This window comes from Macrococcus equipercicus, assembly GCF_024205945.1.
GTDB classification, from domain to species: domain Bacteria; phylum Bacillota; class Bacilli; order Staphylococcales; family Staphylococcaceae; genus Macrococcus; species Macrococcus equipercicus.
Map to the genome: position 1 here is coordinate 265,859 of NZ_CP073809.1, position 13,472 is coordinate 279,330.

Annotated in this window: 14 protein-coding genes; 9 read left to right on the plus strand and 5 right to left on the minus strand. The window is 32.4% G+C overall.

Translation table 11 applies throughout. The annotated features are described in order from the left end of the window. Positions 1-80: 80 nt before the first annotated feature. Entirely contained in the window at positions 81-170 is a 90-nt protein-coding gene (rpsI, locus tag KFV11_RS11735; protein ID WP_367305171.1) for a 30S ribosomal protein S9, read from the plus strand. A gap of 168 nt (positions 171-338) precedes the next feature. Here rpsI and KFV11_RS01470 read toward each other — a convergent pair whose 3' ends face one another. Further along, positions 339-1,208: a LysR family transcriptional regulator gene (locus KFV11_RS01470; RefSeq protein ID WP_254250143.1), complete on the minus strand. Its 870-nt coding sequence runs from the start codon at positions 1,206-1,208 to the stop codon at positions 339-341. A 103-nt stretch (positions 1,209-1,311) separates the two neighbouring features. Between KFV11_RS01470 and KFV11_RS01475 the strand changes: the two genes are divergently transcribed. Further along, on the plus strand, positions 1,312-1,866 hold the full coding sequence (locus KFV11_RS01475) for a flavodoxin family protein (RefSeq protein ID WP_254250144.1): 555 nt from the start codon (positions 1,312-1,314) through the stop codon (positions 1,864-1,866). A gap of 211 nt (positions 1,867-2,077) precedes the next feature. Here the strand turns inward: KFV11_RS01475 and KFV11_RS01480 are convergent, their stop codons facing one another. Then, positions 2,078-2,782, minus strand: a complete 705-nt coding sequence (locus tag KFV11_RS01480) for a LysR family transcriptional regulator (RefSeq protein ID WP_254250145.1) — start codon at positions 2,780-2,782, stop codon at positions 2,078-2,080. A 96-nt stretch (positions 2,783-2,878) separates the two neighbouring features. On the opposite strand from KFV11_RS01480, the gene KFV11_RS01485 reads away from it, so the two are divergent. Beyond that, on the plus strand, positions 2,879-3,391 hold the full coding sequence (locus KFV11_RS01485; RefSeq protein WP_436970229.1) for a DUF4865 family protein: 513 nt from the start codon (positions 2,879-2,881) through the stop codon (positions 3,389-3,391). A 47-nt stretch (positions 3,392-3,438) separates the two neighbouring features. On the opposite strand, the gene KFV11_RS01490 is transcribed toward KFV11_RS01485, so the two are convergent. Then, a complete protein-coding gene (locus KFV11_RS01490) occupies positions 3,439-4,389 on the minus strand; it encodes a helix-turn-helix transcriptional regulator (protein ID WP_254250147.1) in 951 nt (316 codons plus the stop codon). Between the two features lie 124 nt (positions 4,390-4,513). Here KFV11_RS01490 and KFV11_RS01495 point away from each other — a divergent pair, with 124 nt between their 5' ends. Both KFV11_RS01495 and KFV11_RS01500 read left to right on the plus strand, forming a co-directional pair. Further along, entirely contained in the window at positions 4,514-5,104 is a 591-nt protein-coding gene (locus tag KFV11_RS01495; RefSeq protein ID WP_254250148.1) for a type 1 glutamine amidotransferase family protein, read from the plus strand. A 369-nt stretch (positions 5,105-5,473) separates the two neighbouring features. After that, positions 5,474-6,433: an IS30 family transposase gene (locus tag KFV11_RS01500; protein ID WP_254250149.1), complete on the plus strand. Its 960-nt coding sequence runs from the start codon at positions 5,474-5,476 to the stop codon at positions 6,431-6,433. 70 nt (positions 6,434-6,503) lie between these two features. Here KFV11_RS01500 and KFV11_RS01505 read toward each other — a convergent pair whose 3' ends face one another. Beyond that, positions 6,504-6,953, minus strand: a complete 450-nt coding sequence (locus KFV11_RS01505) for a GNAT family N-acetyltransferase (RefSeq protein ID WP_254250150.1) — start codon at positions 6,951-6,953, stop codon at positions 6,504-6,506. Positions 6,954-7,717: 764 nt separating this feature from the next. Here KFV11_RS01505 and KFV11_RS01510 point away from each other — a divergent pair. Both KFV11_RS01510 and KFV11_RS01515 read left to right on the plus strand, forming a co-directional pair. Beyond that, positions 7,718-9,022: an ATP-binding protein gene (locus KFV11_RS01510; RefSeq protein ID WP_254250151.1), complete on the plus strand. Its 1,305-nt coding sequence runs from the start codon at positions 7,718-7,720 to the stop codon at positions 9,020-9,022. 627 nt (positions 9,023-9,649) lie between these two features. Then, entirely contained in the window at positions 9,650-10,825 is a 1,176-nt protein-coding gene (locus KFV11_RS01515) for a DUF418 domain-containing protein (RefSeq protein ID WP_254250152.1), read from the plus strand. A gap of 210 nt (positions 10,826-11,035) precedes the next feature. Here KFV11_RS01515 and KFV11_RS01520 read toward each other — a convergent pair whose 3' ends face one another. Beyond that, on the minus strand, positions 11,036-11,662 hold the full coding sequence (locus KFV11_RS01520; protein ID WP_254250153.1) for an NAD(P)H-binding protein: 627 nt from the start codon (positions 11,660-11,662) through the stop codon (positions 11,036-11,038). A 415-nt stretch (positions 11,663-12,077) separates the two neighbouring features. Here KFV11_RS01520 and KFV11_RS01525 point away from each other — a divergent pair, with 415 nt between their 5' ends. Continuing rightward, complete coding sequence (locus tag KFV11_RS01525) at positions 12,078-12,218, plus strand: hypothetical protein (RefSeq protein ID WP_254250154.1); 141 nt, start codon at positions 12,078-12,080, stop codon at positions 12,216-12,218. Between the two features lie 18 nt (positions 12,219-12,236). Beyond that, positions 12,237-13,448 carry an NADH:flavin oxidoreductase/NADH oxidase family protein gene (locus KFV11_RS01530; RefSeq protein ID WP_254250155.1) on the plus strand — a complete coding sequence of 404 codons (1,212 nt, stop codon included), beginning with the start codon at positions 12,237-12,239 and terminating at the stop codon, positions 13,446-13,448. Positions 13,449-13,472 lie beyond the last annotated feature (24 nt).

Below are 13,472 nucleotides of genomic sequence, written 5' to 3' on the forward strand. Positions count from 1 at the left end.
TACCCTTTATTGAAATTGAATGATTTTTAATGATATTCGTTTATTGATAAATTCTTTGATATCAAGGCTTACGACACTTCGTGACTGTGGCTGAAACCCCGAAGATTTCTGAACGTAAAAAACCAGGTCTTAAAGGCGCTCGTCGTTCACCACAGTTCTCAAAACGTTAATATCGTTGTTATATCAACGTTTACAGCACTTCTCGAATTTATTCGAGAGGTGCTTTTTTATATATTTTTTGCATGGATGTCACCCTTAGATAATAATTAATTTTTAATTACCAGTTCTAAGTAAATATTGTATATTTGTATTTAGGGAAAAATCACATTAATATAATATCAATTTATTGTTGCAACTGATTTGAATATTCTTATTAACTCTTGTATTTTTGGATCTTCGTTATTTCTTGAAAATAGTAAGTGTGTATGCAAATCTGGCCAACTGTAATCAAGTTGCACCTCATATAAATTTTTGTTTAAATCATTTTCAACTAAAAACTTAGGTAGTAGAGCAATACTAGGATGTTCATATAAATAATTTTTCAAGGCTTCTATACTAATCATTTCTATTTTATTTATTCTATTTATCTCGTTCACCCTCAAGAAATTTTCCAACTCTTCTCGATAGCTACATCCTTTTTCTGTCATAAGTATACGGTATTCATTTAAATCTTTAATATGGCTGATTGATATTCTTTTATTTGAAACTAGTACTAATGGATCTTTAGTGAGTAGTATCCTATTAAGTGATGGGTTATATAGATTATTATCCGAAAGTACAGCAATATCTATTTCTCCGGAAGTCAGCTGATCCTTAAGAGAAAAACTAGAATGGGCAGTCTTAAAAATTACATTTATATCAGGATTGTTTTGAATCCAATCAAAAATTCTTTGTTGATATCTATATAATAACTGACTTTCCTGAAGAGCGATGATTATTTCTTTATTCACTGAAGATGAATGAAGCTCATTTTTATATTCTTTTTCAATATTAGCAATACGTTCAGCATATTTAATAAATCTTTTACCTTCTTCAGTTAAAATGATTCCATGTTTCTTTCTGTAAAATAATGATAGGTTTAACTCATCTTCAAGTTTGTCAATATGAACAGAGACAGTTGATTGAGCACAATTTAATATTTCTGCTGCTTTAGAAAAATTATTTGTTTGGGCAACAGTTAAAAAAGTAGTAATATGTTTTGAATCCATAGATCCTCCAAGATATTTGAAATTTAAATATATGATATTTGATTTATCTTATTTTCGCATATCTTAACTTGAAATAAAATAGATATAAAAGGAGGAATAATAAATGCTTACAATTTTATCTGGTAGTAGTAGAAAAAACGGTAATACTGAATATATATTAGATCAGTTAACTAAAGCAACTGGGTATAAAAGATATTTTTTAAATAGCTTATGTATAGAAAGAGTAATTGATAGTAGGCATGATAATTCTGAGGTAATACACAATGATGATTATAAAATGGTTTTAGATAGTGTAATAGATTCTGATATCGTTATTATGGCAACGCCGTTATATTGGTATTCCATGAGTGCTAGTCTGAAATTGTTTATTGATAGATGGACAGAGACACTAAGGGATTCTGATTATCCGGATTTTAAAGAGATTATGAGAAAAAAAGAATTTATAATAATTATTATTGGTGGAGATAATCCTGAGAAGAAAACAATTCCATTACAAGACCAGTTTAAATTGATTTTTGAATTTATGGAAATCGACAACTATAAATTTATTATTGGAAAAGGAAATAAACCGTTAGAAATTATTAATGATATTCAATTTATGCATAGTATAAAGAAGTTGAATGAGAGGGTACTGAATGATTATGAAGAAACTGAATAACGACGAAGCAATGGCACTTTGTATTTATATTGTGGTCATAATATCCTCTATATCACTAATGATTAGTGATGTAATACACACATTTCTATTAGAAGGTTTAGCCTTTGTAGCAATGCTATTATTATTTATATTAAGTTTATTCTATATAATAAAGAATTATTTTAATCAATATTAAAATTTTTAAAGAGATAAATTTAAAGTACTGATGGTATTAAGAATAGATATAATATGGAATTTCAACGATAGTATCGCTAGCTAACTCAAGTGGGTAAATTTCACTGAAATAAATTGGTAAAAGCGCAATACCTTTATTATCACGAACTAATTGTATGATACTCTCTAAAGAATTAATCTCTTGGATAATTTGATCATCAATTTGTTCTAAGGTGAATTGTCTAAAGGGACATTTCAAATCTGAGTTTATTAGATAAGGTAAATCATAATTTTGACTATGGCCTCTTAAAAATGCTGCATTTATATAGTTCTTTGAAATTTTCGTACCTTTAAGTTGCAATTTATTAAAGGTAATAATTGTACTATCAAGTTGTTTAATTAAAACAATTTCTGAAGTCGATTTAATATTAAAGTTGTACTCATTCAATGAAAATATTTTTTCATATAAAACCAAGTAATTAAATAATATTTCTGAAATAATGATTTCACTTTTTAAATTAAGAGATTTTATTTTCTTTGTTTCGTTAATTACTAGGCTAGCATATTGATAAAAATGTTTCCCATATTCTGTTGGTTGCAATCCTTGTGGCGAACGTATAAATAATGTGTTATTGAATTCATTTTCTAATGATTTAAGTCTCGTACTTACATTTGATTGGGCATAATCAGATAATTGTGCTGTTTTGTTAATGGAAAGTGTTTCGTACATATGCATGAATAGTTCCAAGTCATTAGTATTCATGTTAACTCCTTATCATAAATTGTGATAACCTTACCATAATTAAATCATATGCGTATAAATTTTCACAAGTTATATTGTAAATGGGAGGTGATTCATATCATTGCAATGCAATATAAAATAAAGTTGCCTGACGATTATGATATGGAATTAATAATAAAACGTGTACGAGAAAATGGAGCTAAAACTGATGGATTTAAAAATCTATTATGTAAATTATATTTGATCCAGTCTATTGTTAAAGGAAATAAAGAAAACATTTATTGTCCGTTATATATTTGGGAAAATGAAGAAGGAATGAACAAGTTTATATTTGATGGTTATTACGATAATATAATTGAAACCTTTGGGAGACAGAACATCGAGATTGGAGTGGTTTATTCAACTAATTTTGAAATAGACAAATTAAATCGTTATCAATATTTAAATGAAGTTTATAGGACTATTGATAGTAGCCATTCAATAAAACATGCTATTGACAATAATATCAAAAATATTGAATATAGTTTTATAGTATATAACCCTGATAAATGGAAATATGCAATTTTTAAATTTGAAGAGACTTTTAAAGAAGACTGTTACGAGATTCTTCATATATCAACTTGTAAATAAAATTAAAAGATTTACCCCACCTATTTCAAATATTAGTCTGGGGTAAATTATATATATATTACTTTAATACTTTCTAAATGATTTATTAATTCTTTGATAACATATTGAGGAGATATAATTTTAATATTATTACCATAAATAGTTAAATGAGAAACTAGAAAAGGGATATCTCTATTTGGAATTTTAAATTCTAATTCACCCCAAAATGAATCAACCCAATTAATTTTATCAAAGTCTAAAATGGCTGAATTATGTATTCGTATGGATTTTTTATTTATTTTCATTTTAACTGTAATTAGATTAATCGAATAAAATTTATTATGATTATTGACAAATTCTTTCACACTCGGTAAGGAAAGTTCAGGACTAATTGAATTATGATTTATTTCAAGCATTTTAACACGATCAGCTCTATATACTTTTATAAGGTTTGATAATTCTTCAAAAGCACAGAAATACCAAAATCCATTTGATGAATATATACCAATCGGAAAAATAGTTTTAGAATTAATTCCATTAACAGATTCATAATCAATTTTCAATGAATTTTGATTTAATGAAGCTTGAAATATATCTTTTAAAAAAGGTGCTTTCTCATTTCTTTTTGGTATTTCTACATACAAATGTTTTTCTATGACTTCTAACTTAGTTTTTAAAGATTTAGTTGACTGATTCAGCAGTTTTTTTATTACTCCTTCTATTTCGAACGTGAAAGGAGTATCTTCGTATTGAAGTAGTTGTTTATATATTATTATAAGTGAAATTATTTCTTCTTCTGTGAAAGAAATAGGAGGAAGTAATTTTTGGTTCATCATTTGATAACCACCATTTTTGCCTAATACGGAATAAAAAGGAACCCCCAATAAACTTAACTCATCAATATCTCTCTGAATAGTTCTGCTAGAAACATTAAATTTCTCAGCTAATTCTCTATTTGTAAAATTTTTTCTCTCGGTTATATATAACCATATTTCTAAAAGTCTATTTGCTTTATTCATTGATTACTCCTTTAATAAGACATAGTTTGGCTTATTTAGAGTATAAACTAATTTTAGATACCTAGGAAATTAATAAATGTTTGAATACTAGGTATCAAAATTAATATATAAAGGAGAAATTGTAATGAAAAATCTATTTATTTTATTATTAGATGAATATGCCGATTGGGAGATGGCATATGTTGCATCAACTATTAATCAAAATGAAGACTGGACCGTCACAACTATTTCAACTAATGAAGAAGTATTATCCATTGGAGGCATTAGAACAAAGATTGATTTGTTAATTACTGGTGATTTAAAAACTCCAGATTTACTAGTATTAATTGGAGGAAATTCATGGGATGCTATTAATCCTTATTTAAGGAGTTATATTGAGAAATGTTTTAATGAAAATATTCATATTGCAGCTATTTGTGGAGCGGTTGACTACCTAGCAAAACAAGGTTATTTAAACAAATATAAGCACACTGGCAACTCAATCGAAATGTGGAATCAATACGAAAAATATTCAGCTAGTGATTTTTTTTTATATGAACAAGCTGTTACTGATAAAAATTTAGTAACTGCTAACGGAACAGCACCTATTGATTTCATTGATCATATTTTGAAAATGATTCAATTCGATGGTACTGAATCGATTAATAAGATAATTTATATGCAAAGATATGGAATGTATAGATATATAGATGAATATGGTGATTTACCATTTTAACAGTTCATAGAAAAAGGATATATTTTCTAGATAACTACACTCTTCTATTCAATTAGAGAGTGTTCTATTTTTTATAAAGCTTATTAAACTTAAGAAGACTGATTTTAATGCTACATATAATGAACCATAAATCTCAAAATAATGAGTCCGCATAATGCTTTATCAAATTATACACTCATATGAAGAGTAAGCATCTTAAATAAGAGATTTATTGTAATTGAAGAAATGTTTAAAAGCACTTTGCCTAAAAATTAGGAAAGTGCTTTTATAGTTCGCCAATTGTAAAATTAAGCTAGACAACTAAAAAAGCCTTCTGTGCTAAACTCAATATGTATTTCCGAACAAAGAAAACATAAGGAGTTAGCACAAATGGCCTATACACATCTTACCACGGATGAACTTGCGTTCATAGAATCATATTACCACCAGAAAATTTCGGGCAGTGAGATCTGCCGGAGAATTAAGCGTTCAAGACAGACCGTCTATAATGTGATTAATGCATTCAAAGCAGGTATATCTGCACTGGAATTCTATCAGAACTATAAGAAAAGAAAATCCCGTTGTGGAAGACGTAAGATTGTCCTTCCTAAGCATCAGATCAGTTATATTCGAGAAAGAATAGCCGACGGCTGGACACCTGACACTATCATAGGCAGGAATGAAGAATCTATCAGCTGTTCTGTTAAAACTCTGTACAGAATGTTCAGGGAAGATATTCTTCCTGTTCAATCACTTCCGATGAAAGGGAAAAGAAAACCTAACGGTCATCATGAGAAAAGAGGTCGTCAGACTTTCAAACGCCACATTTCAGAAAGAACAGTTGAATTTCCTGACTTTGATAGAGAGTTCGGTCATCTTGAAGGAGATACGATTGTCGGTCGTCGTCATGGCAGCGCAGTCATCACCCTTGTTGAACGTGTTTCCAAGATGATCATCACCCTACGACCGGAAGGTCGCAAGGCATCCGACATTGAAAAAGCATTAAACAGTATGTTTTCGGCTTTACCTTATCGTCTCTTTAAATCCATTACATTCGACTGCGGTAAAGAGTTTTCCAGCTGGAAGTCAATCAGTAACCAACACGATATATCTATCTTTTTTGCTGATCCAGGCACACCTTCGCAGCGTGGTCTTAATGAACATTCAAATGGTATGCTTAGAAGAAACGGTCTGGACAAAGATATGGATTTCAACACAGTTACAGACGATTATATTATTCAAGTTGCACATTCCCTAAATAATCGACCTAGAAAATCTCTTGGTTACAGGACACCATTGGAAGTATTTATGAGTTTCATCGAAGATGAGAAGTTGTCTAGCTTATTTTGACAAACGAAATATGTTTATTGATGACATTCCTTAAGTAATCTCACATGGTTATTAGGACGATAAGGGTGTTCTATAGATCCATATAAAGTCTAATCATATCAATAGCTTGAATATCATTTTCAAAAATTTCATCATGATAGTTTTTTAAGAAATAGTCTTTATCAATGTAATTAATTCTGAAGCCCATCTTCTGATATAATGCTAACTGATTAATACTCGAGTTAGCAGTACCTATTTCAATATGTTTAAATCCTTTATTCTTCGCCTCATTGATAGCGAATTCAAGTAATTTTTTAGCATAACCTTTCCTTTGATGCTTAGGATCAATCGCAATATTAACTATTTCTAAAGTGCCAGGTCGTGTAGGTAATAGAACAATTACTCCAATAGTTTTTTCATCTTTTACTAAAATATAATTGTTCGATCTAGCAATATACTCTTTAACTATTTCCTCTGCAGGATCAGCTAAAAGCAATAAATCTATAGGTAATTCCTCTAATCTATCTACTTTAATTATCATTTTTTCCTCCGATTTAGAAATCAATATGTTTTTGGAACTGCTCATGTAACTTTTGCCTTGATGATTAGAGATATAAGCTTTAAAAAGTGACTCCGAATATATTTTTAGCAACAGTGTTAGAATCCTCAATAATAACGTTTTAAATTCTCCAAATTGATGAATAATCTATTTCAATTGATGTAGATTGGAAGCGATTAAAGCTGAAAACGCCAGATTTTATTAACATACAATTTCAGCCTAAGCTTACCATTTTCTAATAATCGTACTATCTTCAGTTTAAACTCAGAATCGAACACTCTACTGGGTCTTGCCATAAAAAAGCGTCTATTTTTTGATTTAATAATAACCTCCCTCATAGGAGTTGTCCAATCAAGTGTAGACGATTCATACTGGGGTATATCGGACTAGGCATCAGTCATTCTATTGCTTTATCATATATTATAGAAATATTGAGTGGGGTAGCTTTATCTATATTTAATAGTTACAATACTTCGATTGTTCAGCAGACAATTCCTAAAGCAATGGCTGGTAGAATTTTTAGTATTCGATTAGCGATTATTAGATTTCTTATGCCTTTAGGTATCTTGACGGCTACATTATTAGTAGGTTTTATAGGTCTCAGAAACTTATTTTTAATCAATAGCTTGGTTATGGTTATAGGGATGATTTTTGTTAGGAAGAAATTATAAAATTTATAAAAGCATCTAACTAGATGAAGAATTGATATAATATATGGAAAGTAAACTGAAAGAATGGTGACATACTTGGAAAGCTATAATACAGAGTACAAAGAAGATATGCCCAAACCACAAAGTATGAAAGCTGAGATTGTATCTTTCTTAAATAGTAATAGTGGCGGAACTATTTTGTTAGGTGTTGATGATAACGGAAAACCTATAACGTTTGATAGTGAAGAAAAAAGACTTCAAGTATATAAGAGCTGGGAAGAAACACTGATGAATTGGGTCGCCACTGCATTTCGTCCAGAAATCACTGGTTTGGTCATGATTGAGCCCAATGAGATACCTTTTAAGATCACTGTCAGTGCAGGTGTTAATAAGCCCTATTACTATACAGACGGAGAAGGTCTTAATTCAAAAGGAGTTTATATTCGAGAAGGAAGTTCTAAGCGTAGAGCAAGTGATGCAGAGTTGCGTAGAATGCTAAATAGACACATAGCTAATTCATTTGACGGTGAAAGTTCAACATTTTCAAAGCTAAACTTTAAATCTGCTCAATCTGTATTTGAAGAACTAAGCTTAGAGTTTGATGAAATTGCTTTAAACTTTAGAAAAAACAATAATGAACATTATAATAATGCAGGACTTATAGTTAGTGATCAAAACCCATTCATATCAAAACTTGCAGTATATAGCGGGACAGACACATTATCTTTTAAAGATAAGCAGAAGTTTGAAGGTTCAATAGTAAGGCAGATTGATGATGTGTTAAACTATCTTAGATTGATTAACAACAATGAAATTACCTTTGGTGGCAATGGAAGAAGGATTGAATCTTTTTCATATCCACAAGATGCAATTCGTGAAGCTTTGATGAATGCTTTTATTCATAGAGATTATACAATGACTTCCGATATTAAAATAGAGATATATAACAATCGAATTGAAATATCTTCTCCAGGATCATTGCCGGATGGTTTAACAATAGAAGATATTAAAAGAGGAGCTAATGCTAAACGAAATCCTATTCTTATCAACGCACTAGATAAAATGGATTACATTGAAAATTATGGATCAGGTATTAGGAGGATTTATTCGTTATATAAAGGTTTTACGAAACAACCCGAACTCATTGCAACACACAATCTATTTACTGTAATTCTATATAATAAAAATTATAAACTTAATCAAATACCTTCTAATGCAAAGTTGACAGAAATAGTTGAATATTTGTCTGATGGAAAACTGGCTAGTAGATTGGAAATTCAAGAAGCTATGGGACTACAAAAAAGTTATACAGCTGAGTTGATTGCTGAATTGAAAAAAGCTGATATCATCACTTCAGAAGGAAGAGGGCCAGGTACAAAATATTATCTTAAAAATGAATAGATAAGACCGGACGATAACCGGACGATAGATGGAAATACCTTGATATAACTGGATTTGAATAACCGGACGATAACCGGACGATAAAAAATATATTTTTATATTTCATTTGTCAAAATAAGCTAGACAATCTCTCATCTTCAATGAAATGCATAGAAAACCAGGTCTTAGAGGCGCTCGTCGTTCACCACAGTTCTCAAAACGTTAATGCTGGAATTGTTGCAAACTTGCTTGCTTACAAGTTCAGTACGCAAACTGGCGTAAACAGTTTGTATTCCATTGAATATACGTTTACAGCACTTCTCGAAATTATTCGAGAGGTGCTTTTTTGTATGAGTTTGTCATGATGTAACCCGTTAAACACCCTTATGAAATTCAGATATTAAATCTTCATTTAAGTCGATATTACATACAAATACGATTATAAAAACTAAGATATTCAGTCTTACTAGTAACTATATATTACTAGATTTCTTATTAAGCAATATAGACTTTACCTTAAAGTTTCCTTAAATTAGTAACTTCTCTGTTCTATATTTCTCTTCACTTGTGTACATTGAATATAAGGAAATCTGAGTTTCTTAAATTTGTACGAAAATTTTTAATGAGGTATCAAAGAAAAGAGGATTTATGAAAAGACTGACTGTTGTTGATAGTTTAAGAGGGTTTAGTTTGATGGGAATATTATTTGCTAATTTACTCTTATTCCAGTTCGGCCATTATGGTGCAAATTATCCGGAATTCTATGGGATTGATGCAGTAAATAAGCTTTTTATTTATTGGGTCAAGATCTTCATAGAAGGCAGTTTTATGCCGATATTTGCTGTATTATTTGGTTTCGGTTTAATGAAGATGAGCGAGAGTCTGGAGAAGAAAGGACGTTCTGTGAAGCGGGCAATCATGAGAAGAGGATTAATTCTCTTCACTATGGGGATGCTTCATTCTGCTTATCTTTTCAGTGGAGATATTCTTTATCTATACGGCACTGTTACGTTTATAGTGGTATGGGTGTTGAAGTTTAAGATTCGATCATTGATTATTATAGCTGCTCTAGTCATACCTTTAATTGTCGGCATTTTATTGGTTAATCCAGATTTTATGGTTGCGGCTGAACAAAGCTTTGCAACTGGAGGATTAACTGCAGAACAAAGTGAATATCTCGCAGCAGAGAGAGGTATATTTTCAACTGGTACGCTACAAGAACGAAATGATTTCTTTATGGAAGAAGATCCATTCATGGCTTTTACCGATGAAGAATTCTTGCTATTAATACCAATTGCTATTCTTTTTAATATACCGCTCTTTTTAATCGGTATGATCTTGGCGAAGAATCGCTTTTTTGAAACCGGTCTGACGTCTGTAAAGAAAAATTTTATTTATCTGACACCGATTTTTATTCTGTTTAAAGCATGCATGGTGATCTGGCCGGATAATGATATCTTAGGAACCTTAGGCATCTTCGGTATGTATCTCCTGAGCTTCTCTTATATTTCATTATTTTATGCGCTCTATCAGAGATGGCAGGCACTCAAGCTATTTGAAGCAATCGGCAGACTATCACTCAGTAATTATATTGCCCAGTCTGTGTTTCATTCTTTTATCTACTATGGCTACGGCATGCAGCGTTTTGGTGATGACAATTTCTTATTATCACTGCTGATTGCTACTTTATTCTTTATCTTACAAGTGGCTCTAAGTAATCTATACTTCAAGTATTTCAAACAAGGACCACTTGAATATATAGCACGTGTTGTCACGTACTGGTCGTTTTCGCCGAATAAGAAAACCGATAATAAATTAGTTTAAATTTGAAAAATTTATAGATATAATTCACGAAAAATAGGGACTATAGATATGGCTAAAAAGAAATGAAGACAATGGCATCTGGTTCGTCCGTTTTAAGATGTCAGACGGAACAAGGCATATTTTTCAATAAATAATCTTATATAATGAGATATTCTCCTCACAACAAAAACACGCCCATCGACCTTCTGATCAACAGGCGTGTTTCTTCTTCTATGCATCTTTAAATAATGACGTGATATCTTTATCACCATTACTGATCGTGACGACTTTACCGATTGTGTTATCTTGTTCAGCAAGTTCTGCCAGGGTAAGTCCGACATCTGGGATGGCGACTGATTGTTCTGTTGCATGGTCCCCTTTACCGTTACCTTCTTCTTCCTCTAGGGCAACGGCCTGCAAGATAGTCCAGTCCAGCTTCGTGCTGTCCATTAAGTATTTGTCTGCTAAGTATTTAGCTTGGTAATATTCTTTTAAGTCACTATAGGGTTTTTCTTCCCATGCATCTGGGTTGAGTGATTCATACGCACTCAGCATGATGTAGCGTTTAATATTATTCTTCTCTGCTGCCAGCATCGTTTTCACTGCACCGAATGCATCGATCTGCAGTAAGTCCTTGCCTCGTGACCCTGCAGTGAAGTAAACAAGGTCTACTTGACCTATTGCTTCTGCTACTTCTGAAGCGGACTGAGTTAAGTCAAGCTTAACTGTTTTAAAGCCATCAGCATCAATTTTCTCCGGTGAACGGCTTCCTACTATGACGTTATGATGCTTGTCACTAAGTTCTTTCGCCAGTTCTAATCCTACTCGGCCGCTGCCACCTACGATAAATATATCCATGATATCAACATCCTTTCTGAGTTACTATTATTGTAGTATGCATAGAAATAGGTTACAAAGATTTGGATTATTGCTCTTTAAATGAGGCAACAATAGCTGAGGAGCATGATATTGTTAGTAATGGTGTTAAAATCCTCAATAATAACGGTTTTAAATTCCTCAAATTGATGAATAATCTATTTCAATTGATGTAGATTGGAAGTGATTTAAAGCTCAAAGCATCAGATTTTATTAACGTACAATTTCAGCCTATGCTTACCATTTTCTAATAACCGTACTATCTTCAGTTTAAACTCAGAAGTGAACGCTCTGCTGGGTCTTGCCATAAAAAGGAAGCTATGTTTGATTTAACAATAACTTCCCCATAGGTATTGTGCAATCAAGTGAAAACGATTCAAGTCCGCAGTTTGATTGAGTGGTTAAAATTCTAACTGAAAAACAAGTGAAACCACAAATTGAGCCGAAGCACTTTACTCTTGAAGAGAATGAAGCAGCATTGAAGGATGCTTTTGATGACGATTCAACGGGTAAAGTGATCATGAGAGTTAATCAGTAAATCATAGGAGAGATCATCATGTCAGTAGAAAAATTATTTGAGCCACTTGTTTTAAGTAACGGTGTAACCCTTAAAAATAGATTATATAAAGGTGCGATGAGTGAGGGGATGGCTGATAACGCACATCGGCCGACTGCAGCACTTGTCAATGCCTATAAACATTGGGCGGATGGCGGCATTGGCATGTCGCTGACAGGGAATGTCATGATTGATAGACGTTACCTTGGTGAGCCGGGAAATGTCGTTATTGAAGACGATAGAGATTTAGCTATGTTAACGCGCTGGGCGGAAGCGGGTAAACGTAATGGTAGTCATATTTGGATGCAGATTAACCATCCAGGTAAACAAAGTCCGAAGTCTGTATCAAAACAGCCAATCGCACCGAGTGCTATTGCTATTGGAGGAGATGCAGGCAGTGCATTCAATCCGCCGCGTGAGATGACCATCAATGAAATCAAAGAAACGATTGAACGTTTTGTCACAGCAGCAGTAGTTGCGAAGCAGGCCGGGTTTACGGGTGTTCAAATTCATGGTGCGCATGGTTATTTAGTGAGTCAGTTCTTATCATCAAGAGATAATCGCCGTTTTGATGAGTATGGCGGGACATTAGAGCGACGGATGCAGTTTTTAATTGATATTTACACAGGGATGAGAGACGCATTGGGAGAGGATTTCCCAATCAGCTTAAAGATTAACTCAACAGACTTTAATGACAAAGGATTCTCATTGGATGATTCTATTGCAGTGATCAAGAAGATGGCTGAACTTGGCATCGATCATATTGAAATTTCAGGCGGAGATTACGAGAAACCTGAAATGATGGGTGACGGTGAAGTCTATTTCTTAGATTATGCGAGACAAATCAGTGAAATGGTAGATGTACCTATCTCGGTGATCGGTGGATTCAGAAAACAAGAAAGCATGATTGATGCGATTATGAATACGAATGTGGCGATGATCGGGATTGCACGGCCACTTGTGTTAAACCCGGAACTGCCGAATCAATTACAGAATGGAACATACGCGGATATGACGATTCCAAGACTGACGACCAAAATAAAAACAGTTGATAAAATGTTAGGCGGATTTATTGGCATTGCCTATTACGAGCAGCAAATCAGAAGGCTCGGCAATGACCAAACACCCGTCGTCCACACGAATGCCTGGAGTCCATTATTTGATTTAGCTAGAGTTCATGGCACTCGAGCATTTACGAAGAGAAGAAGATAATAAAAATCCGAAATGCTGCTGCAT

Coding starts and splice junctions, on each gene's coding strand:
- KFV11_RS01495 (WP_254250148.1), top strand. CDS start 4,514: ATGAAAAATCTATTTATTTTATTATTAGATGAATATGCCGATTGGGAG.
- KFV11_RS01500 (WP_254250149.1), top strand. CDS start 5,474: ATGGCCTATACACATCTTACCACGGATGAACTTGCGTTCATAGAATCA.
- KFV11_RS01470 (WP_254250143.1), bottom strand. CDS start 1,208: ATGGATTCAAAACATATTACTACTTTTTTAACTGTTGCCCAAACAAAT.
- KFV11_RS01520 (WP_254250153.1), bottom strand. CDS start 11,662: ATGGATATATTTATCGTAGGTGGCAGCGGCCGAGTAGGATTAGAACTG.
- KFV11_RS01530 (WP_254250155.1), top strand. CDS start 12,237: ATGTCAGTAGAAAAATTATTTGAGCCACTTGTTTTAAGTAACGGTGTA.
- KFV11_RS01515 (WP_254250152.1), top strand. CDS start 9,650: ATGAAAAGACTGACTGTTGTTGATAGTTTAAGAGGGTTTAGTTTGATG.
- KFV11_RS01475 (WP_254250144.1), top strand. CDS start 1,312: ATGCTTACAATTTTATCTGGTAGTAGTAGAAAAAACGGTAATACTGAA.
- KFV11_RS01480 (WP_254250145.1), bottom strand. CDS start 2,782: ATGAATACTAATGACTTGGAACTATTCATGCATATGTACGAAACACTT.
- KFV11_RS01490 (WP_254250147.1), bottom strand. CDS start 4,389: ATGAATAAAGCAAATAGACTTTTAGAAATATGGTTATATATAACCGAG.
- KFV11_RS01505 (WP_254250150.1), bottom strand. CDS start 6,953: ATGATAATTAAAGTAGATAGATTAGAGGAATTACCTATAGATTTATTG.